Genomic DNA, 19,434 nt, shown 5'->3' with positions numbered 1-19,434 from the left:
AGTGTTCATGACCCCGCGGGATGCCTTCAACCGCATGCGCGACCGGTGGCTGGCCGGCGCCACCGTCGGCGCCGACGACCTCGCCGACGACGTGATCGTCGAATGGCCGTTCGCGGCGCCGGGCCGGCCGTCACGCATCCAGGGCAAGGCTGAGTTCCTGGCCTTCGCCGGCCCCGCGCGGGCGGCGCTGCCTCTTCGCATCGACGACTGTGCGGTGAGGACGGTTCATTCCCTGGTCGATCCGTCGACGATCGTCGTCGAGTACTCCCTCACCGCCACCGCTGTCGCCACCGGGCGGCAGGCCGAGGCGGACTTCATCACCGTGCTGACTGTCCATGATGGAAAGGTCACGTTGCTGCGGGAGTATCAGGACACTCTGAAGATGGCCGCTGCTCTGGCTCAATAGCGGTAGGCGACCGTCACGATCAGGGTTGCCAGCTCGGTGGTGAAGAAGACGGCCCAGCCGAGCAGTTTGCGGGAACCCACGCGCAGGTGGGCGATCAATGCGCCGATGAAGTAGAGCACCAGGGCCGCGGCGGCGATGACGCCGAGCCACGGCACGGCCAGACCGGCGACCAGGCCGAGCGCGCCCGAGGCCAGCGCCACGCCCAGGAACGGCAGCCAGGAACGGGGCACGCGTTTCATGTCGGCCTGGGCCCTGGGGTAGTCGTGGCCGATCAGGTAGGTGACCGCGGCCACGGCGGTGAAGACCGCCGCGGTGATGGTGAGCGTGACGTACGCGGTGTGCATGCGGACTGGACGAGACGGCACCGGAAAGTGTGACAAGAACGGCAGGGTGGGTTACCCCGTACGGATGAAGTGTCCGCATTGTCCGGACAGCGGCAGGGGCGTGAAAGCGCAGGTCAAGTGGATCTTTGCCGCGGGTGGCGAGGGCCGGGCGGGGTGGGCGGGAAGTCACCGGGGCCGCCGGTGGGGCGTTGGTCCGGCCGGGGCGTTGTGGAGTCGGCCACGGCGCAATGGATGTAGGGAAGCTCTGGATGCGGAAACCGCTGGTGGTGGTGTGTGTGACGGCGTCGGTGGTGTTGCTGGCGGGTGCCGTCGCCGCGACGACGGCGGGAGCGGATACGACTCCTGACGTGCCGGCCATGGAGTTCCCGGGCATGTCGGATCTGTCGCCCGCCATGGGCGGCGGGGCGCCGGGCGTACCGGATCTGGATCTGCCGGGACCGGGCCAGCAGCCGGCGGCGAACGTGGCCCGGCCCGGAGGCCACGCCGAGCCGGCGGCGGACGACGATCCCGCCGCGGCCGCCGCGGCGCCGCAACGGCCGGGTGGTCAGGCGGCGGATCCGCAGGCCGCCGAGCCGCCGCAGCAGGATGCGCCGCCCGTGGCCGAGGACCCGGCGCCGGTCGCCGCCGAGCCCGCGGGGAAGCCCGCCGCGGCACCCGCGGCCAAGCCGGCCAACGTCGTCGACGCGTCGCGGCGGGACGTCACGCCCGCCTCGGTGTCGGGTAGCCCGGCCGCGCCCGTACAGCAGCAGGTTTTGACCCTGGTCAATGAGAAGCGGCGGCGGGGCGGGTGCGAGAGGCTGACGCTCGACCGCCGGCTGATCACGGCCGCCAACCGGCACGCGGCGGACATGGCGCGGCACGAGTACTTCGCGCACGAGTCGCGCAACGGTGAGAAGGCGGGGGAGCGGGTCGAGGACGCGGGGTACGACTGGAGCCGCTACGGCGAGAACATCGCGCGGGGGGTCGACAGCTCCTACGAGGTCGTCGACGGCTGGTGGCACAGCCCGGAACACCGGGAGAACATCATGGACTGCCGGCTGCGCCAGATGGGGATCGGCCTGGCGTTCGCGTCCGACGACACCGCCTACTGGGTGCAGGACTTCGCCACACCGGACTGATCCTGCTTCGGGCGTGCCCCCCGAAGCGAGGAGCACGCCCGAAACTCAGCCCTTGACGCTGCCCGCGAGCAGGCCGCGGACGAAGTAGCGCTGGGAGGAGAGGAACACCAGCACCGGTACGACGATCGACACGAACGCGCCGGCCGACAGCAGATGCCACGCGTTGCCGCGGGTACCGGCCAGGTTGGCCAGCGCCACCGTGACCGGAGCCACCGCGTTGCCGCCGCCCGCGAAGGTCAGAGCGACCAGCAGGTCGTTCCAGACCCAGAGGAACTGGAAGATGCCGAACGCCGCCAGGGCCGGGCGCAGCAACGGCAGCAGCACCCGGAAGAAGATGGCGACGTGGCCGGCGCCGTCGATCCGGGCCGCCTCGAGCAGGGTCGCCGGCACTTCCTTCATGAAGTTGTGCAGGATGAACACGGCCAGCGGCAGCGCGAAGATCGAGTGCGACAACCAGATCGGCCAGAACGTCCCGGCGATCCCACCGTCGACATAGAGCGTCAGCAGCGGGATCAGGGTCACCTGGATCGGCACGATCTGCAGAGCGAAGACCGCGACGAACAGGATGTTCTTCCCGGGGAACCTGATCCAGGCGAACGCGTACGCGGCCAGGGCCGCCAGCGTCACCGGGATCAGCACCGACGGGATGGTGATGATGAACGAGTTGATGAAGTAGTCACCCAGCCCGCCGGCCTGGTCCGTGCCGAGGACGGACCGGTAGTTGTCCAGCGTCATCTGCGGGTCGCTGAAGAACGTCCACCAGCCGCTGGTGCGGATGTCGCGCTGAGGGCGGAACGACGACACCAGCAGACCGAACGTCGGCAACGTCCACAGCACCGCGAGGACCACCGCGAACAGCGACGCCCACGGCGAGGTGAGCCGCTTCTTCGCCTTACCGGCCGCGGTCTCCCTGGGTGCTTTCAACGGCGCATCCGAAACCGTGACCGGAGCGATCGGTGCGCTGCTCATCGTGCCTCCGATGCTCTGAGCTGGCGGATGTTGTAGACGACGATCGGGATCACGAGCACGAACAGCAGCACCGCGAGGGCCGCGCCGAGACCCTGGTTGTCGCTGCGGAAGCTCTGGCTGTAGAACTCGTTGGCCACCACGCTGGTGTTGAACTGGCCGCCGGTCATCGTGCGGACGATGTCGAAGACCTTCAGCGTGGCGATGCCGATCGTGGTGAGCACGACGACCACGGCCGGGCGGATGCTCGGCAGGGTGATGAAGCGGAACATGCCGAACGCGGTGACCCCGTCCAGCCGGGCCGCCTCGATCACGTCGTCCGGGATCGCCTTGATGGCCGCCGACAGCACGGTCATCGCGAAGCCCGCCTGGATCCAGATCATCACGACGATGAGCAGGAACGTGTTCAGCGGCGAGTCGATCAGCCACTGATGCGGCTCGGCGCCCAGCCAGACCAGAACCTGGTTGAGCAGGCCGATCTGCTTCACGCTGCCCTGGTTGGGCCGGTACTCGTAGACGAACCGCCAGATGATCGACGCGCCGACGAACGAGATCGCCATCGGCAGGAAGATCAGTGCCTTGGCGGCCGACTCGAGCCGGGCCTTGTCGACCAGGATCGCGTAGATCAGGCCGACCGCGGTGGCGACGAACGGCGTCACCACGACCCAGAAGACCGTGTTGCGCAGCACGGTGAGCTGGTCGGCGTCGCTGAAGATCGTGGCGTAGTTGTCCAGCCCGATGAACGCGTCGCCGGCGGCGTTGAAGAACGACTGCCAGACCGTACGCAGACCGGGGTAGACCAGTCCGACCAGCAGCATGAGAAGGGTCGGCGCCAGGTAGAGGTAACCCACTGCCCGGTCGCCGCTGCGTCCCTTGGCCAGGCTGGCCAGGAACAGGATGATGCCCATGATCGCGATGAACACGAGGATCGCCGCGAGCATCTGGACGACCTTGCCCGACGTCGTCTCGACGGGATCGAACGGCCAGAAGGCCAACGTGTCTGTCATCAGGCCTCCTTCACCTACCTTCTAGATGAGACCGGCCGAGGCGGTGTGCCCGCCCCGGCCGGTCAGAAGTTACGGGATCTACGGTGTGATCTAGATCATCCGATCAGATCACTTGGGCCAGGCCTTTTCGATGTTGTCCACCGTCGTCTTGGTGTCCTGGCCGGTGATCCAGCTGGTCGTCTGCTTCCAGAAGGCGTTCGAACCCACGGCCGCCGGCATCTGGTCCGAACCGTCGAAGCGGAAGACCGCCTTCGGGTCCTGGAGGATTCCTGCCGACAGCTTGTCGATCGGGCTGCTCAGGTTGTTCACGTCGAGACCCTTGTTGGCACTCACCCAGCCCTGGGAGAGCTTGGCCTTGGCGTTCGCCCACGTGTCGGTGGACAGGTAGGTCTGGAAGGCCTGCACCTCCGGACGGTTGGCGAACGAGACCACGAACTCGCCACCGCCGAGAACCGGCTTGCTGGAGGCGTCCTTGCCGGGCAGGTAGAACGCGAAGACGTCGCCGTCCTCGGCCACCTTGGTGTCCTTGTCCCAGTTGGCGGCGTAGAAGTTCGCCTGGCGGTGCAGCGAGCACCCGCCGTCGACGATCGGCAGGCCGCCGTCCTGGAACGTGGTGGTGGCGATGCTCTTCACGTCGCCGTAGCCACCGTTGACGTACTTGTCGTTCTTCAGGTAGCCGCCCACCGCGTCCAGCGCCGCGGACGAGTCCGGGCCGTTGAACGGGATCTGGTGCTTGACCCACTGGTCGTACTTCTCCGGCCCGCTCAGCCGGAGCATGAAGTCCTCCATCCAGTCGGTGATCGGCCAGCCCGTGGCCTCACCGCTGGCGATGCCGGCGCACCACGGCTTCTTGTCCTTGGCGGCGATCGTGTCGCTCAGGGTCTTGAGCTCGTCCAGCGTCGTCGGAACCTTGTAGTTGTTCTCCTTGAACTCCGACGGCGAGTACCAGACCAGGGACTTCACGTTCGCGCCCAGCGGCGCGGCGTAGAACTTGTCGTTGACCGTGCCGTACGCCTTCCAGTCCTTGCCGAAGAACTTGTCGACGTTGTCGGACACCGACTTGGGCGCCTCGACGGCCTTGCCCGTCGCCACGAGCTGCGCGAGCAGGCCGGGCTGCGGAACGTAGGCGAGGTCCGGCGGGTTGCCGGCCTTGGCCCGGACCAGGACCTGAGTCTCGAAGGCCTTGTCGCCCTCGTACTTCACGGTCACACCGGTGCACTGCTCGAACGGCTTGTACGAGTCGATCTGCGGCTTGTCCTCCGGCGTGATGATGCCGGTGTAGATGGAGACCGTCTTGCCCTTGAGGTCGCCGAAGCTGCTGAACTGAGCGCAGTCGATCGCCGCTGCCGAGGGAGTGTCCTCCCCGCTGTCGTCACCGCCACCGTCACCACAGGCGGCCAGGCCGAGAACCAGCCCGACACCGACCGTTCCGGCGAGCGCGGCTCGCCACCGCGGCCCCACGGAGTTTATTGACATGGCTCTCCTCATTTCCTTGTTCGCATCGGTCTGTTGACGCACCGTGACCGAGCGAAGCCTCACCGCGCATAGTCAAAAGCGAACGCGAAGGTTACGCAACGGTTTCCAGGGATCTTCCGCGTAACGATTCTCGCCTGTCGGGCTGCTTCTGTACCGACGTCCGGATGATCTGCCTCCGTGCGTCGGTGTGCTTCGATGTCCGCACGCATTACTGGGGAGGACGAATTGGGAGTCCAACGGACAATCGTGCGCATCGGTGCCATCGCTACCGCGATGGTCACCGGGGCGGGCCTGCTGGTGGCCGGTTCGCCGGCCGCGGGCGCCGCCGCGCGTACGCCGTCGGCTGTGGTCGTCGTGACACGGGCCGCTGCGGCCTCGTGCTCGACGGGCAAGTACCAGAAGCAGGTCGAGGGCTACCTCAAGAAGCTGGGCGGGTACGGAACGCTCAGCGTCGACGGCAAGCAGTCGGCCGGCGACTGCAAGGCGATCAAGAAGTTCCAGAGCCGGTTCGGCATCAAGCCGGCATCCGGCCTGGCCGGGCCCACCACCTTCGGGGTGGCCAAGCGGCTGGCGGGCACGAATACGTCGACCTGCAAGGCCAGCAAGTCGAAGACCACGGTCTGCGTCGACCTGACGCACCAGACGGTCTTCGTCATGAAGGGTGGAAAGGTCTACTTCAAGCCGACCGTCACGCGGACCGGCATGAAGGGGTACCGCACGCCCACCGGCACGTACAAGACGTGGCAGCGTGCCAACCCGGAGTACTCCGAGAAGTACAAGGTCAACATGTACAACTGGCAGCGCTTCGTCGGCGGGGTCGGGCTGCACCGCACCACGACCTACCTGCATGACGCGTGGCGCGGCTCGCACGGCTGCGTCAACCTGCTCAAGTCGGACGCCGTGTACCTGTACGGCAAGCTGAAGAAGGGCACCACGGTCAAGGTGTACGGGCGCCGCCCGGGAACCTAGGCCGCGATGGCGTAGTCCAGCCTGTTGTGGATGATGGCGGCCGTGACCGCATGCGTGGTGAGCACGTCATGCTGCGGGAAGAGGATTTCCTCGCCGGTCGCCATCTTCACGCGCAGCCCCCGTCGTCCCAGGGTGTAGCGCACGTCGGTGAACCGGGTGACCGTGTCGTCATGGTGCACCACGGTCAGTTCATCGGCGCGGAGCATGTTCTCCCCCTTTTCCGCGGACGGCGCCGCGGGTCGAACTCTTACGGTGACAGCCCGGCGCACGCCGCGTAGTCGGCGAAAGGTCCACTGTTTCGGCAGAAACCCGACAGGGCCCAGGTATCACGCCGGCGATCTTGTCGTAGGGCCGCATTACAGTTGCGCTCGTGAATCGCCACCCCCGGGGCACATTCGCGCTGCTCGTTGCGGCGGTACTGCTGCCCGTGCTGACCGCCGCCTCGTGCGGCGACGAGCCCTCCGGCGTCGGCCTGGGCACCGCAGCCCGCGGCGAGGTCGCCGAGATCGTCGAGGCCCCCGGCTCGGTCACCGCGCGGGCCGCCGCCACGGTCACCTCGCCCGCCGCCGGCACCCTCGCCGACCTGCGTGTCACGCCCGGCCAGTGGGTCGCCAAGGGCTACGTGGTCGCGGTGATCGACTCGCCCGGCGTCGCCGACCGGCTGGCCGACGCCGAGCGCGCCCTGGACGCCGCGCCGCCGGTCTCCACCGGCAACTATGTGACCGTCGGCCGCACCACCGACAAACGCGCGGGCAAGGCCTTCGACGCGGCACGGGAGGCCGCGGGCGACGTCGCCGACCTCCAGGTGCGTGCGGCGCTGCTGGCTCAGATCGACGCCGCCGAGCAGCAGTACGAGGCGGCGTCCGAGGCCGCGTCCGCCGCCGTCCGGTCCGTCCAGCAGGGTCTGGCCGGCCTCTCCCGCGCATTGGGCGCACTCTCGGCCGCTCAACAACTTCAGGCCAAGCAGGCGTACGACCTGGCCGTCGCCGCCGACGACGCGCTGACCCTGCGAGCGCCCGTCGCCGGCGTGGTCCAGCTCGGCGGCTCGCCGGCCGCCTCCGGGGCCTCGCTCACCGACCTGCTCTCCGGCGGCGGCGCCACCACCGGCGGAGCGCCGGCCGCCGCGCCCGCCGCGGCACCGGCCGGCGCCGACCCGGCCGTCCCCGAGGGCGGCCCGGTCAGCCCCGGCACCCCGATCGTCACGGTCGTCGACGTGTCCCGGCTCGGGCTGTCCGCCGAGGTCGACGAGACCGACATCCTGCTGGTCAAGCCGGGCGGCGCGGCCACTGTCGAGCTGGACGCGGCGACCGGGGCCTCCTATCCGGCCACGGTCCGGTCGATCGACCAGCTGCCCACCACCTCGGCGCGCGGGGGAGTGTCCTACCGGGTGCGGCTCGACCTGGGCAAGGGCGCCGGCGACGACGGCAGTGCCGCACCCGTGCCGCGGCCCGGGATGAGCGCCGTGGTGCGGCTGCGGGTGCGCGAGGCGGAGGACGCGGTCACCGTTCCGGCCTCCGCGGTCGTCGACGCCGACGGGCGATCCACGGTCTGGGCGGTCCGTGACGGGAAGGCCGAGCGGGTGCCGGTGACGCTGGGCGTGCAGGGTGAGGACGCGGTGCAGGTGACCGACGGGCTCAGCGACGGTCAGCGGATCGTGGTGTCCGGCGCCGACCAGGTGCGGGCCGGCCAGGAGCTGCCGTGACCGGCTCCCCGGCCATCGTCGCCACGGATGTCGCGCGCACGTACGAGCTGGACGGGGTCTCGGTGACCGCCCTCAAGGCCGTCTCGCTGACCGTCGAGGCGGACGACTACCTGGCCATCGTGGGCACCTCCGGCTCCGGCAAGTCCACGCTCATGCACCTGCTCGGCGCGCTCGACCGGCCCACCTCCGGCACCCTGCTGATCGGCGGACGCGACGTCACCACGCTCGACCCCGGCGAGATGGCCAAGCTGCGCAACGAGACCATCGGCTTCGTCTTCCAGTCGTTCCACCTGCTCGCCCGCACCACCGCACAGGACAACGTGGCCCTTCCGCTGGTCTACCGCGGCGTCCCCCGGCGCGAGCGGCGGGAACGCGCGGCCGCCATGCTCGAGCGGGTCGGCCTCGCGCACCGCGCCGGGCACCGGCCCAACCAGATGACCGGCGGCGAGCAGCAGCGGGTGGCGATCGCCCGCGCCCTGGTCACCGGCCCGTCCGTGCTGCTCGCCGACGAACCCACCGGCAACCTCGACTCGGCGACCGGCCAAGCCGTACTCGCGCTGCTCGAGTCCTTGAACTCCGAGGGTGTCGCGGTCGTCCTGGTCACCCACGACAAGGACGTCGCCGCCCGCGCCCACCGGCAGATCCGGATGCGCGACGGCGAGATCGTGCCGGCATGAGGATCTCCGAGGCCTGGCGGGTCGCCGTCGACGCGCTGCGCGCCAACCGCCTGCGCAGCATCCTGACCATGCTCGGCGTGGTCATCGGCGTCGCCGCCGTGGTCGCCCTGGTGGCCATCGGCACCGGCACCAAGCAGCAGATCGAGTCGCAGGTCGAGGGGCTCGGCTCCAACCTGCTGCTGGTGGTGCCCGGGCGGCTCGAGGCGGGCGCTGCCGCCACCGCCTCCACCATGACCCTGGACGACGTCGACGCGGTCACCCGGGTGGTCGGCGACCGGTCGCGGGTCGCGGTCACCGTCGCCTCCGGCGAGACGGTACGCGCGGGCAGCCGCAGCAGCTTCGCCAGCATGCAGGGCGTCCTGGAGACCACGCCGACCGTGTTCGTCCGCAACCTGGACCGCGGCCGCTACTTCACCCGTTCCGACGTCAGCACCGGCCGCCGGGTCGCCGTCCTGGGCTCGGCGGTCGCCCGGCAACTCTTCGGCGACCGTGACCCGATCGGGCGGCAGATCACCATCGGCGGCGTCCGGTTCCGGGTCACCGGCACCTTCGAGCCGCTCGGCCAGAGTCTCGGCGTCGACCGGGACAGCGAAGTACACGTACCCATCACCGCCGCGCAGCGGCTCCTGGGCACCGACCGCATCGACGGCCTGGCCATCCGCGCGCCCGACCGGGAACGCATCGGCGCGCTCGGTGACGCGGTCGTCGCCGCCCTGGTCGAACGCCACCCGGACACCGACTTCAGCGCGGTCACCCAGGAACAGATCCTCGGCGTGCTCGGCGACATCCTGGGCGTGCTCACCGGGGTGCTCGCCGCCATCGCCGGCATCAGCCTGCTGGTCGGCGGCGTCGGCGTCTCCAACATCATGCTGGTCTCGGTGCGCGAGCGGACCAAGGAGATCGGGCTGCGGAAAGCGGTCGGGGCCCGACCCCGCGACATCGGTGTCCAGTTCCTCCTGGAAGCGGTGCTTCTGACAACGATCGGCGGTGTGCTCGGTATGGGCCTCGGCATCACCGCCGCCCTGCTCGTCGACCGGCTGTCCCCGGTGCCCGCGGCCGTCACCTGGTGGGCGCTGGCACTAGCCTTCGGCGTCTCCGCGGCGGTCGGCATCATCTTCGGCGTCGTTCCCGCGCAACGGGCCGGCCGTCTCGACCCGGTAGTGGCGCTGCGCACGGAATAGCCGCCAACACTCAACCGGGCCGCCGGTCCGCCGATCTGAGCGGAGTAGATCCCGGAGGAGGCGCCATGGCGTTCGAGATCCGCGACCGCCACGGCGCGTCGCGTTCGGTCGCGTACCTCCAGTTCGCCGCCGCGCCGTTCGTCCTGCTCACCGGCGTCATCCTGCAGCCGCACAACCCGCCGCCGATCCTCATCGCGGTCATCACCACCTCGCTCGCGCTGGCCCTCGGCGCGTGGGTCTGCTGGTCCCGCCCGCACCTGCTGCCCGACCTCTTCTTCTGGGCCGCCCCGCTGATCGCCACCTCGGTCATCTCCGGACTCAACCTGATGACCTCGGACGCCAGCACCGGCTCCCAACTGTTCTACCTGTGGCCGGTGCTCTACGCGGCGAACTTCCTCAGCCGCCGCGTCATCTACCTCAACGTGATCGCGGTGAGCGTCGGCGAAGGGCTCGTCGTGGTCATCGCCCTCCGCGCCGCGAACGGATTCGCCGACTGGATCGCCCTCAGCATCGCGCTGATCATGACCGCGGTCGTGGTCTACAGCCTGCGCGACCGTGCCGACCAACTGCGCCGCAAGCTCGAGGGACAGGCGCTCGCCGACCCGCTCACCGGCCTCGCCAACCGCCGCGCCTTCGACGACGCGCTCGCCGCCGCCGGCCGGTGGGCCGAGCTGAGCGGTCGCCCCCTCGCCGTCGTCACCATCGACCTCGACCACTTCAAGAGCATCAATGACACGTACGGCCATGCGGCCGGCGACGACGCGTTGCAGGTCGTGGCGGCGGCCATGCAGGAGGTCGCGAACGACGGCGACCTCGTGGCCCGCTTCGGCGGCGACGAATTCGTCATGCTGATCCGAGGCGACGAACGGGCCGCCCTGAACGCCGTCGACCGCATGCGGGCCCTGGTCCGCGCGGACACCACGCTGCCGTCCGGCCCGCCCGGCCTGAGCATCGGCGTGGCGTCCCTGCCCGCCCACGCGGCAACCGTCGACGACCTGGTCCGAGCCTCGGACGCGGCCCTCTACACCGCCAAGAGCAACGGCCGCGGCCGCGTGGCGGTCAGCCCTGCGCCGGTGGTTCCGGGCGCCGCTCCAGCTGTTCCATCTGAGCCAGCAGTTCCGGGTCGATGATCTCCCGGCGCATCCGCGGGTAGGGCCCCCAGCCGTCCCGGAGCACGTGGATGTAGATCGCCTCCAGGCTCACACCGACCCGCTCCACCAGGTCCATGTCGTTCTCCGGCCCCAGCCGAACCGCCCGCGCGAAGTGATCCAGCGCCTCCATGTGCCGCCCCTGATCGAAGGCGCTCCGCCCCGCGTTCTCATGCACCACGCTGCGCAACGCCTCCGGCGTCTCCGAGCTGGCCGCCTCCTCGAAGAGCCGATCCGCCTCGTCGAAGTCCCCCCGCAGCCGCAGCACGTGCGCCAGCTCGGCCTGAGCGATCACCCTGGCCCGCGAGTTACCCGCCCGCTGAGCGTGCACCAGAGCCATCCGGCTGGCCGCGGCGGCCATCCCTAACTCACCGAGCAGCCGGTAGACCTCGGCCCGCACACTGAGCAGCCCCGCCATCGAGTCGTCGTCCTGATCGGCGGCGAGCGGCCCGTCCAGCTGTTCACCGAGCTTGCGCAGCGCATCGTGATCGTCGACCACCTCGCGCAAAGTCCCGCCGTCCAGCCGCCACCGAATCGCCTCCAGGTCAGCGGCCGTCGGCCCCTCACTCACGGCCGGCCCATCACTGGCGCCCGGCCCGGCGTTCATGCCCGGCCCGGCGCTCGTGCCCTGCGCCGCGTTCATGCCCTGCGCCGCGTTCATGCCCGGCCCGGCGCTTACGGCTGGTCCAGCGCCGTTGGTTTCCGGCCGCGGCGGTTCTGCGACGGCGCCCGCGCCCACCTGGTCCGAGACCGCCTTGGCGTTCTGTTCCCGCAGCTCACGGGCGACGATCATGGCCTGCTGGGCGGTTACCCCGCGGCCGTCGAAGAGACCGCTGATGTCCATGTCGATGACCAGGCCGTCGCCGTCGGTCGCCTCCGCGGAGGATGCGGCCTTCAGCTTCGCTGCGGCGTTCCCAGCCGTCGGCTCCTCCGGGGCGCTCCCGGCCGCCGGCATCTTCGGGGCGCTTCCGGCCGCCGGCATCTTCGGGGCGCTTCCGGCCGCCGGCTTCTCAGGGTTATTTCCAGCCTCGGCACCGACTGCCTTGCCGCCAGCCGCCGTGCCATCGCCGGTCTTGGGGCCTTCGCCATCCTTGCCGAACCAGTCGATCTTGAGGTCGGCGTCGACATACTTGCGCGGCTCCATGTCCGGCCCGGCGATGACCAGCCGCCCGATGGGAGCCGTGACCGGCGTGGGCGGGGCGGGCCGCTCACCACGCGGAACGCCGTTAGCCCGCGCATCCTCCGACCCGGGAACGCCGGAGACGGGAGCGCCTGGCACGGGTGCCTGAGGCGTCCCCGCGGAAGCCGGCGCTTGAGCCGTCGGTGCGGTCGCCGGCGGTGCTCCTCCGGACACCGGTGCGTCAGCCGCATAGCGCGGAACCCGGAGTTCAGGCTCCTGCCGCTTCGCCGGTCCTGCCGCGGGAGCGCCTTGAGGCGGCGTGACCTCGTTCCAGGCGGCGGCCTGCTCACCCGAGTCCTGGCGCCAGGTCTCGGGCGACCCGTGCGGCGCGCCGTGCCGCGGTGCCGGTCCCGTCGGGGCCCCACCATGCCGAGGCGCAGCACCGCCGTGCCGCGGTGCCGGTCCTTCCGGAGTGCCGCCGTGCCGGGGCGCCGGTCCCTGCGGAGCGCTGCCGTGCCGAGGCGCCGGTCCTTCCGGAGTCCCACCGTGCCGCGGTGCCAGTCCCGCCGGTTCTCCGCCGCGCGGCGGCGCCGGCGTCCCACCCTGCCGCGCTGCGGGTGCTGCCGGTGCGGCGGGTGCTGCCGCGCTGCCGAGCTGCCGAGGGGTCGGCCCTTGCGGAACACCGTCCCCCAGCGCGCTCGAGTTTTCCTGCCACGCCCGCGGCTGCGCGGCCCGCGGCTGCGGGGCCTGGGGCTGCGCGGTCTGGGGCTGCGCTGTCCGCGGTTGCGGGTGCATGCCCGCCTGCGGCGCTGCCGTGCCACTCCTCGCCTCGGAAGTGGGCATGCCACTCTCCGTCTCCGAAGAGGGGGAGCCCCCGAAACCGTTCCAACTTTCCTCGCCGCCGCCCAGCGACTGTCCTCGGCCGCGCGTCGGCAACGGCCCGCCCGGTCGCATTTCCGGCGCAGCGAGCGGCTCGGACTGTTGCGGCTGGGCAGGGTCCGCCCAAGGCTCGTTCTCGGCCTGGCTCGCGATCGGCCACCCGGCCTGCTCGGAAGTCCGCATCTGCTCGGTGGCGCGGGGATCCCATGCCTGCTCGGCCGGCTGGGGATTCCATGCCTGCTCGGCCGGCTGGGGGCTCCACCCCTGCGCAGTCGCTTGGGGATCCCAGGCCTGCTCGGCCGGCTGGGGACTCCACGCCTGGTCGGTCGCTTGGGGATCCCAAGCCTGTTCGGCGGGCTGGGGTGCCCACGTCCGTTCGGTTGCCTGGGGATCCCACGCGTGGTCGGTCGCTTCGCGGTCCCACGCCTGCTCTGGTGCTTGGGAATCCCAGGCCTGCGGCTCGGACTCCTGCGCCGGCCATGCCTGCTGTCCGGATGTGTGCGATGCCCACGCCTGTGGCTCGGAGCCCTGGGGCATCCACGATTGCGGCTCGTCGGCCCCGGGCGTCCATGCCTGCTGCTCGGGCGTCTGCGGGGAGGAACCCGGAACCGTCCAGTCCTGCTCCTGCTGTGCCCAAAGCTGCTGCTCGGCGGAATATCCCGCCGGCGATGCCCAGGAATCCGCGTCGGCCTGCCACTGCTGACCGCCCTCTGCGGACGGCAGGAGCCCGAGGCCGTCCGCGCCCAGCGGCTCGGAGGCGGAGCTGGAAGGACGAGACTTCGACTGCTTCCCGCCCTGCTTGGAGAGGCGGCTCCACGGGAAGCGGCGCTTCCCTTCGGCCGGCGCCTGGCCGGCAGGCGGCGCGCCCTGTGCCGGAGCCGCTTGTGCCGGAGCCGCTTGTGCCGGAGCCGCTTGTGCCGGAGCCGTCTGCGCCAGTGGGACCTGATCGGGTCGACGGCCAGGAGGTGCCGGCGGCGGTGCCGATACTCGCGCTGCCGCCGGCGCGGCCCCGCGACGGGGAGGTGGTGCCTGAGTCGTGGCAGGAACCCGTGCAGATGGCGGTTCGGCCACGCGGCCGGGATTCGCCTGCGGCGGGACCGCGCCACGCGATCCCGGAGCCGCGGTGCCGGGCCACTGGCCGTCTGGTGCCTGCGGCGCCGCACCCGCATGCGGCGCCGCACCGTCATACGAAGCCGTGCCAGCCCGTGGCGCCGTGCCAGCCTGTGGCGCAGCGCCCGCCTGTGACGCCGCGCTTCCATACGGCGGCACGCCCTCATACGGCGTCGCGCTTCCATACGGCGGCACGCCCTCATACGGCGTCGCGCTTCCATACGGCGGCTGAGGTGCGGCGTCCGGACCACGGCCCGGTGGCGTCTGGGCCGGGGCAGCGGGGGTGAACCCCGCCGGGGTTTGCGGCGCCGACGTTTCAGGGCGGCGGCCCGGCACGACCGGGGCCTGCGCCGCGGGGTTGCGCGATGCCGGAGGCACGTTGTCGGGACGCCGTCCCGGAGGTGCCTGCGGCGACGCCGTCGCGGCGGGCACGGCGGGCGCCGGTGAAGCGGTCTCGGGCCGCTGGGCAGGCGGTTCCGGCGCGGCCGGGACCACGCGCGGCGGCGCGGCCGGCGGGGCGGTGTTGACGACGCGCGGCTGGGCGGGTGGTTCCGCCTTCTTGAGTACGCGCGGCTGGGCCGGCGGCTCGGCCTTGTGGATGACGCGGGGCAAGGTCGGCGCCGGTGTCCTGTGAAGCACGCGGGGGCTGTCGCCGGTCTCGCCGCCGAAGCGGTCCTCGCCCTGGTCGCCGTCCGGGTAGGACCGACCGCCGGACACCGGACGGCTGTCCTCGGGCATGGCCGGGCGAGCGTGGCCGCCGGAGACCGGGCGGCTGTCGTCGAGCGTGGCCGGCCGGGCGTGGCCGCCGGAGACCGGGCGGCTGTCGTCAGGCATGGCCGGCCGGGCGTGGCCGCCGGAGACCGGGCGTGCCTCGTCGACGGCGGGTGCGCCGGAGACCGGCCAGTTCTCGTCGTCACGCCGCGGGCGGTAGACGTCGTAGCCCTCCTGCGGTTCCACCCCGGCGGGCGGGACCTGGGCGCGACCGGCGACCGGCTGCTCGGGACGACGTTGCGGGCCGGGCCGGCGGGCGCCGCGGCGGCGCGGGTCGGCGGGCTCGTCGGGGGAGTACTGGCCCTCGAAGACGGCCTCGTCCATGCCGTCGACGGTGATCCGGCTGCGCTGGGCGCGGATCGGCATGACTTCGCCCTCGATGACCTCACGGGCGTCGGGGCCGGTGGGCGCGTCACCGACCCGGGCGCGTCCGGCGGCGGGATCCGGCATGACCCGGCCGCGCGGGTCGGTGACCGGATCCGGGACCACGCGGCCACGGGGGTCGCCGTTCGGGTCCGGGATGCCCCTGCCGCGCGGGTCGATGGGGGCGTCGGGGACGGCCCGGCCACGCGGGTCGGCGGGGTCCGGGACGGCTCGGCCGCGCGGGTCGGTGGGCGCCTCGACGATCGTGCCGTCGATGACCGCGCGTCCGCGGACCGGTTCGGCGGGGATCTCGTAGTTCTCGACGTATTCGCCGCCGGGGCGGCCGTAGCGGCCGTCGATCGGGGCGGCGATGTCCACGTCGTCGGGGCCGTCGATGGCGACCCGGCGGCGCCCGCGGACGTCCTGGTCACCGCGGGGGCGCACCGGCTCGCGGCGGTCGTCGCGTTCCGGTCCGGCCACGCGCGGATCGACCCGGGCGACCCCACGGTCGTCGCGAGGCATCCCGGCGACGCGAGGATCCCGGGCGACGCGCGGGTCGGGTCCGGCACCGCGACGGTCGGGCCCGGCCACGTGACGGTCACGGTCGGGACCAGGGGCGCGGCGATCCGGCCCAGGCACCCGCGGGTCACGACGTGCCGCCTCACGCCCATCGCGCCCGCCGGAAACCGAGTCCCGACCGCCGGAAACCGAGTCCCGCCCGCCGGCAACGGAGTCGCGCCCGGGAGTGATGGAGTCGCGCCCGGACCGACCGGAGTCGCGCCCCGGGCGAATGGATTCCCGGCCGGAGCGAGCAGCGTCACGATCAGGATCGCGCCGGACATCGTCCCGCCCGCGGCGCAGGTCGTCCCGGTCGGAGCCGCGGCGCGGATCATCGCGGTCCGGGCCGCGGCGGGCGCCGTCACGATCGGGACGCCGGGCGTCGTCCTGGCCGCGGCGAACGCCGTCCCGGTCGGAGCGGCGCAGGTCGTCACGGGTGGTAGCGCGGCGCGGGTCGTCCAGGTCGGGACGGCGGCGGGCCTCGTCGCGGGACGTCCCGGCCACCCGGGGGTCGCGGGAACGGTCGTCGCGCTCGCGTGTCGGCCTGCGGTCGTAGTCGTCGCGCGGTCGGGCGTCGCGCCGGCGGTCGGGGTCGCGCGGGTCGCGTCGGGGGTCGTCGGCGCGATACCGGTCGTCGTCGGCGGGACCGCGCCGCTCGTCGGACCGGTAGCGCTCGTCGGACCGGTAGCGCTCGTCGGACCGGTAGCGGTCGTCGTTGCGGTAGCGGTCGTCGCGGGACGGGCGCCGGTCGTCGAGATCGTCGTCGGGGAACGCGCGGTCGCCCTTGTAGGCGCTCCGCCCGTCGGTGAAGTCGGTGGCCCGGCCGGCGCGCTGGTCACGCTGGGTGCGGGCGAGGTCGGCCGCGTACGCCTCATCGTCGTAGTCGTCGTCGACGTAGTCGATGATCTCGGGCTCGCGCCGGGAGCGGACCGCGCGCGTGCCCACGTCGGGGCCGTGGTACTCGGGGTTGTCGAAGTCGGCGCCCAGCTCGGGGCGGTTGAAGTCGACCACTCCGTCGAGCAGCGGGTCGGGCACCGTCGTGTCGGTGGGCACGAACTCCGGGTCGTTCAACCAGGAGGGCCGGGTGTTGTCGAAGCCGCCGGGCTTGTCGGCGGCCGGCGGGGCGTCGCCGGGCGGCTGCGGCGGCCCGGGTCGCTTGCTGCGGCGGCGGGCGGCGAGCTCGTCGGGCGGTCGTACGTCGAGGTCGATCGGGGGCTGGGCGATCTCGCCGTCCCAGGTGGAGGTCCTGACCTGGGCGGGGCGTCGAGGGCGACGACCGGGGGGAATCGGCTGCGAGTAGCGGTCGGGGGCGACGGCCGTGTTCTCCGCATAGCCGACCGGGGAATGGTCCGTGTACTCGTCGTCCCAGTATTCGTCGTCCTCGTAACTCATGCAGACCTCGAATGGGCGACGATCGGGGAAAGCTGGTGCCGCATCGTCGTCCCCCCGTTCAGACCCAGAGCCTTGTGTACGCGGCCGCGACGCCCCCGCGCGCGGCCGATGTCGAACGTTAACCGCAGTTGCGTGGTGCGCGCCACCTGCTGGGAAGCGCTTCACCGGCCCGTGGAGCCCGTCCGGCGGCCACCCGCGACGGTGACCCTCGACGTCTAGTACGTGGCCGGTGACCGACCGGTTCAACCCGACCAGCGGAAAGTACGCTCCGATCTTGGAAATGCGCACACAGTGACCATTTCCAGCACGTTAACCCGACCGCAGAAAAGTCGCCCGGCTTAAGCAATTCTTAAACCGCAGCTCAGGCAACCGGAAACCGTCCGTGGCGAAGGACACGTCCGCGTCCCGCAGATCTTGGCGGTCGGCCTGTCACGGTGGATGACGGAACCCCTGCCGGGAGCCGAGCGCACCCGAGGCGGACAGGGTCCTCCGATCTCCCCGGCCGGCGGCGGCCGCCCCCGTCAGTAAGTCCGCCGGCCGGGCCCCGAACGGTGGCGAGGTGCACCTCGCCACCGTTCACCCAGCGTGAGGCGAGGCCAGTGCCAGGCGAGGCCAGCGTGAGGCGAGGCCAGTGCCAGGCGAGGCCAGTGCCAGGCGAGGCCGGCGTCAGGCGAGGCCAATGCCGGGCGAGGCCGTCGTCAATAGCGGCCGTCCCCGATGAACGGTCCGACCTTTGCGGGCAGGACCAGCCCGGCCTCGGCCAGATCACGCAGCACACTGCCCAGCTCGGTGCGGTTCAAGGTGGCGGGTGGTTGCGGTTCCGGATGGGGTACGCCCAGAGCCCGCGCCGCCTCCACAGCCCGCACCGAGATCGCCGCCTCGACCGCCCACAGCCGGTGGGCCCGCATCGCCAGGTGTGCCGAGGCGGTGAGTTCGCCGTGCAGCCGCAGCAGCCGCCTCAGGTCGGTGGCGAGTTGCTGGATGGGCGGCCCGACCGGAGCCGGTTCCTCCGGCTGCCGGGCACGCCACCTCTCGGCGAGGTAGGCGCAGCAGCGCGGGGCGTAGAGCACGGTCGCTCCGAGGAGCGTCGGTGCGGCGACGATGAGGGCGAGCCTGCCGATGTCGAGGAAGGTCACGATCTGCTCCAGGCAGAAGTGGGATTACCTCGACGATCCGCCCGCCCGGACGGCCCGTCAAGCCGCTTTTGTGCGACCCCGCCCGAATGCCGAGGGCGCCAGCGGATGCGGCCGCCCGGTGTCGAGGATGTCAGCGGATGCGGCCGCGCGATGTCGAGGGCGTCAGCGGATGCGGCCGCGCGGCACGAGCCGGGTGATCGGCATCGGCGGGGCGGGCAGGGCCGGCCCGTCGTACCCGTGGACCTCGCCGAAGAACGTGCCCGACTCCCATCCCGCGCGCGCCGCCTCGATCTCCTCGTGCGAGCGGGCCACGAAGTTCCACCACATGACCAGCGATTCCGCGAACGGCTCGCCGCCGAGGAGCAGCACCCGGGTGGCCGGCCCGGCCGCGATGCGCAGGGACGTGCGCCCCTCGCCCACGTAGAGCAGCGGCCCGGGCTTCAGCTCCTGCCCGTCGATCAGGGCGGCGCCGTCGAGCGTGAGCACCGCGTACTCGAAATCGGCACGCAGCGGGACCACCCCGGCAGCGCCCGCGTCCGCGGTGATCTCCGCGCCGGTCAGCGGGCTGAAGGTCCGCGCCGGCGACGTCGTGTCGCCGAGCGAGCCCATGATCACGGTCGCTCGCAGCCCGCCGGTGGTCAGAACCGGCAGATCGGCGTGGTGGGCGAAGGCGGGCGGCCCGGTGCGGGCCTCGTCGGGCAGGGCCACCCACAGCTGTACGCCCTGGAGCACGCCGGAGTTGTCCCGTGGCGTCTCCTCGGAGTGCGAGATGCCCGCGCCGGCCGTCATCAGGTTGAGCTGCCCGGGCCGGACCTCGCGCAGGTTGCCGAGCGAGTCGCGGTGCAGCACCTCGCCCCGGACCAGCCAGCTGACCGTCTGCAGGCCGATGTGCGGGTGCGGCCCGACCCGCATGCCGGCGGTCCCGGCGAGGTCGTCCGGCCCGTACGCGTCCAGGAAGCACCAGGCGCCGACCATCCGCCGCCGCCGGTTGGGCAGCGTCCGGGTCACCGCCATGCCGCGCGGCCCGCCCAGCGCGACGGTCGCGCCCTCCAGCACCTCGACGGGGCCGCCCTCGGGCCCGACGGTCGGATCCGCCTGCAGATTGCTCACA

At 71.9% G+C, this 19,434-nt stretch carries 15 protein-coding genes; 7 read left to right on the top strand and 8 right to left on the bottom strand.

Going from position 1 to position 19,434, the window contains the following annotated elements:
* The first annotated feature begins 7 nt into the window (after positions 1-7).
* Positions 8-406 (top strand): nuclear transport factor 2 family protein, encoded by a 399-nt coding sequence (locus tag QSK31_RS37735; protein WP_285689500.1) that lies wholly within the window; start codon positions 8-10, stop codon positions 404-406.
* On the opposite strand, the gene QSK31_RS37730 is transcribed toward QSK31_RS37735, so the two are convergent.
* Positions 400-771, bottom strand: coding sequence for a DoxX family protein (locus QSK31_RS37730; protein ID WP_502873071.1), 372 nt, complete (start codon positions 769-771; stop codon positions 400-402). The two genes, QSK31_RS37735 and QSK31_RS37730, sit on opposite strands and share 7 nt — an antisense overlap.
* A gap of 227 nt (positions 772-998) precedes the next feature.
* On the opposite strand from QSK31_RS37730, the gene QSK31_RS37725 reads away from it, so the two are divergent.
* Complete coding sequence (locus QSK31_RS37725; RefSeq protein ID WP_285689499.1) at positions 999-1,868, top strand: CAP domain-containing protein; 870 nt, start codon at positions 999-1,001, stop codon at positions 1,866-1,868.
* A gap of 45 nt (positions 1,869-1,913) precedes the next feature.
* Here QSK31_RS37725 and QSK31_RS37720 read toward each other — a convergent pair whose 3' ends face one another.
* The 3 genes from QSK31_RS37720 to QSK31_RS37710 form a co-directional block, all read right to left on the bottom strand.
* Positions 1,914-2,837 carry a carbohydrate ABC transporter permease gene (locus QSK31_RS37720; protein ID WP_285689498.1) on the bottom strand — a complete coding sequence of 308 codons (924 nt, stop codon included), beginning with the start codon at positions 2,835-2,837 and terminating at the stop codon, positions 1,914-1,916.
* A complete protein-coding gene (locus tag QSK31_RS37715; RefSeq protein ID WP_285689497.1) occupies positions 2,834-3,841 on the bottom strand; it encodes a carbohydrate ABC transporter permease in 1,008 nt (335 codons plus the stop codon). The genes QSK31_RS37720 and QSK31_RS37715 overlap by 4 nt, the downstream gene beginning before the upstream one ends.
* Positions 3,842-3,949: 108 nt before the next feature.
* Positions 3,950-5,317: an ABC transporter substrate-binding protein gene (locus tag QSK31_RS37710; protein ID WP_285689496.1), complete on the bottom strand. Its 1,368-nt coding sequence runs from the start codon at positions 5,315-5,317 to the stop codon at positions 3,950-3,952.
* Positions 5,318-5,563: 246 nt separating this feature from the next.
* Between QSK31_RS37710 and QSK31_RS37705 the strand changes: the two genes are divergently transcribed.
* Positions 5,564-6,286 carry a L,D-transpeptidase family protein gene (locus QSK31_RS37705; RefSeq protein WP_285689495.1) on the top strand — a complete coding sequence of 241 codons (723 nt, stop codon included), beginning with the start codon at positions 5,564-5,566 and terminating at the stop codon, positions 6,284-6,286.
* On the opposite strand, the gene QSK31_RS37700 is transcribed toward QSK31_RS37705, so the two are convergent.
* The gene (locus QSK31_RS37700) at positions 6,283-6,492 is read right to left on the bottom strand and encodes a hypothetical protein (protein WP_285689494.1); all 210 of its coding nucleotides are present in this window, start codon (positions 6,490-6,492) and stop codon (positions 6,283-6,285) included. The two genes, QSK31_RS37705 and QSK31_RS37700, sit on opposite strands and share 4 nt — an antisense overlap.
* A gap of 164 nt (positions 6,493-6,656) precedes the next feature.
* Here QSK31_RS37700 and QSK31_RS37695 point away from each other — a divergent pair, with 164 nt between their 5' ends.
* From QSK31_RS37695 to QSK31_RS37680, 4 genes are all read left to right on the top strand, one after another.
* Entirely contained in the window at positions 6,657-7,988 is a 1,332-nt protein-coding gene (locus QSK31_RS37695) for an efflux RND transporter periplasmic adaptor subunit (protein WP_285689493.1), read from the top strand.
* Positions 7,985-8,665 carry an ABC transporter ATP-binding protein gene (locus tag QSK31_RS37690; RefSeq protein WP_285689492.1) on the top strand — a complete coding sequence of 227 codons (681 nt, stop codon included), beginning with the start codon at positions 7,985-7,987 and terminating at the stop codon, positions 8,663-8,665. Before QSK31_RS37695 ends, QSK31_RS37690 begins: the two co-directional genes overlap by 4 nt.
* Positions 8,662-9,846 (top strand): ABC transporter permease, encoded by a 1,185-nt coding sequence (locus QSK31_RS37685; protein ID WP_285689491.1) that lies wholly within the window; start codon positions 8,662-8,664, stop codon positions 9,844-9,846. The genes QSK31_RS37690 and QSK31_RS37685 overlap by 4 nt, the downstream gene beginning before the upstream one ends.
* A 65-nt stretch (positions 9,847-9,911) precedes the next feature.
* Positions 9,912-10,976 (top strand): GGDEF domain-containing protein, encoded by a 1,065-nt coding sequence (locus tag QSK31_RS37680; protein ID WP_285689490.1) that lies wholly within the window; start codon positions 9,912-9,914, stop codon positions 10,974-10,976.
* On the opposite strand, the gene QSK31_RS37675 is transcribed toward QSK31_RS37680, so the two are convergent.
* The 3 genes from QSK31_RS37675 to QSK31_RS37665 form a co-directional block, all read right to left on the bottom strand.
* Positions 10,906-17,187: a hypothetical protein gene (locus QSK31_RS37675; RefSeq protein ID WP_285689489.1), complete on the bottom strand. Its 6,282-nt coding sequence runs from the start codon at positions 17,185-17,187 to the stop codon at positions 10,906-10,908. The genes QSK31_RS37680 and QSK31_RS37675 overlap by 71 nt on opposite strands.
* 698 nt (positions 17,188-17,885) lie before the next feature.
* A complete protein-coding gene (locus QSK31_RS37670; RefSeq protein WP_285689488.1) occupies positions 17,886-18,323 on the bottom strand; it encodes a hypothetical protein in 438 nt (145 codons plus the stop codon).
* A gap of 162 nt (positions 18,324-18,485) precedes the next feature.
* Positions 18,486-19,433: a pirin family protein gene (locus QSK31_RS37665; RefSeq protein ID WP_285689487.1), complete on the bottom strand. Its 948-nt coding sequence runs from the start codon at positions 19,431-19,433 to the stop codon at positions 18,486-18,488.
* Position 19,434 lies beyond the last annotated feature (1 nt).

It is taken from the genome of Actinoplanes sp. NBRC 103695 (assembly GCF_030269485.1).
Taxonomy (GTDB): Bacteria; Actinomycetota; Actinomycetes; order Mycobacteriales; family Micromonosporaceae; genus Actinoplanes.
The sequence above is the reverse complement of the archived record's forward strand: the minus strand, read 5'-3'. Positions and strand labels throughout refer to the sequence as shown.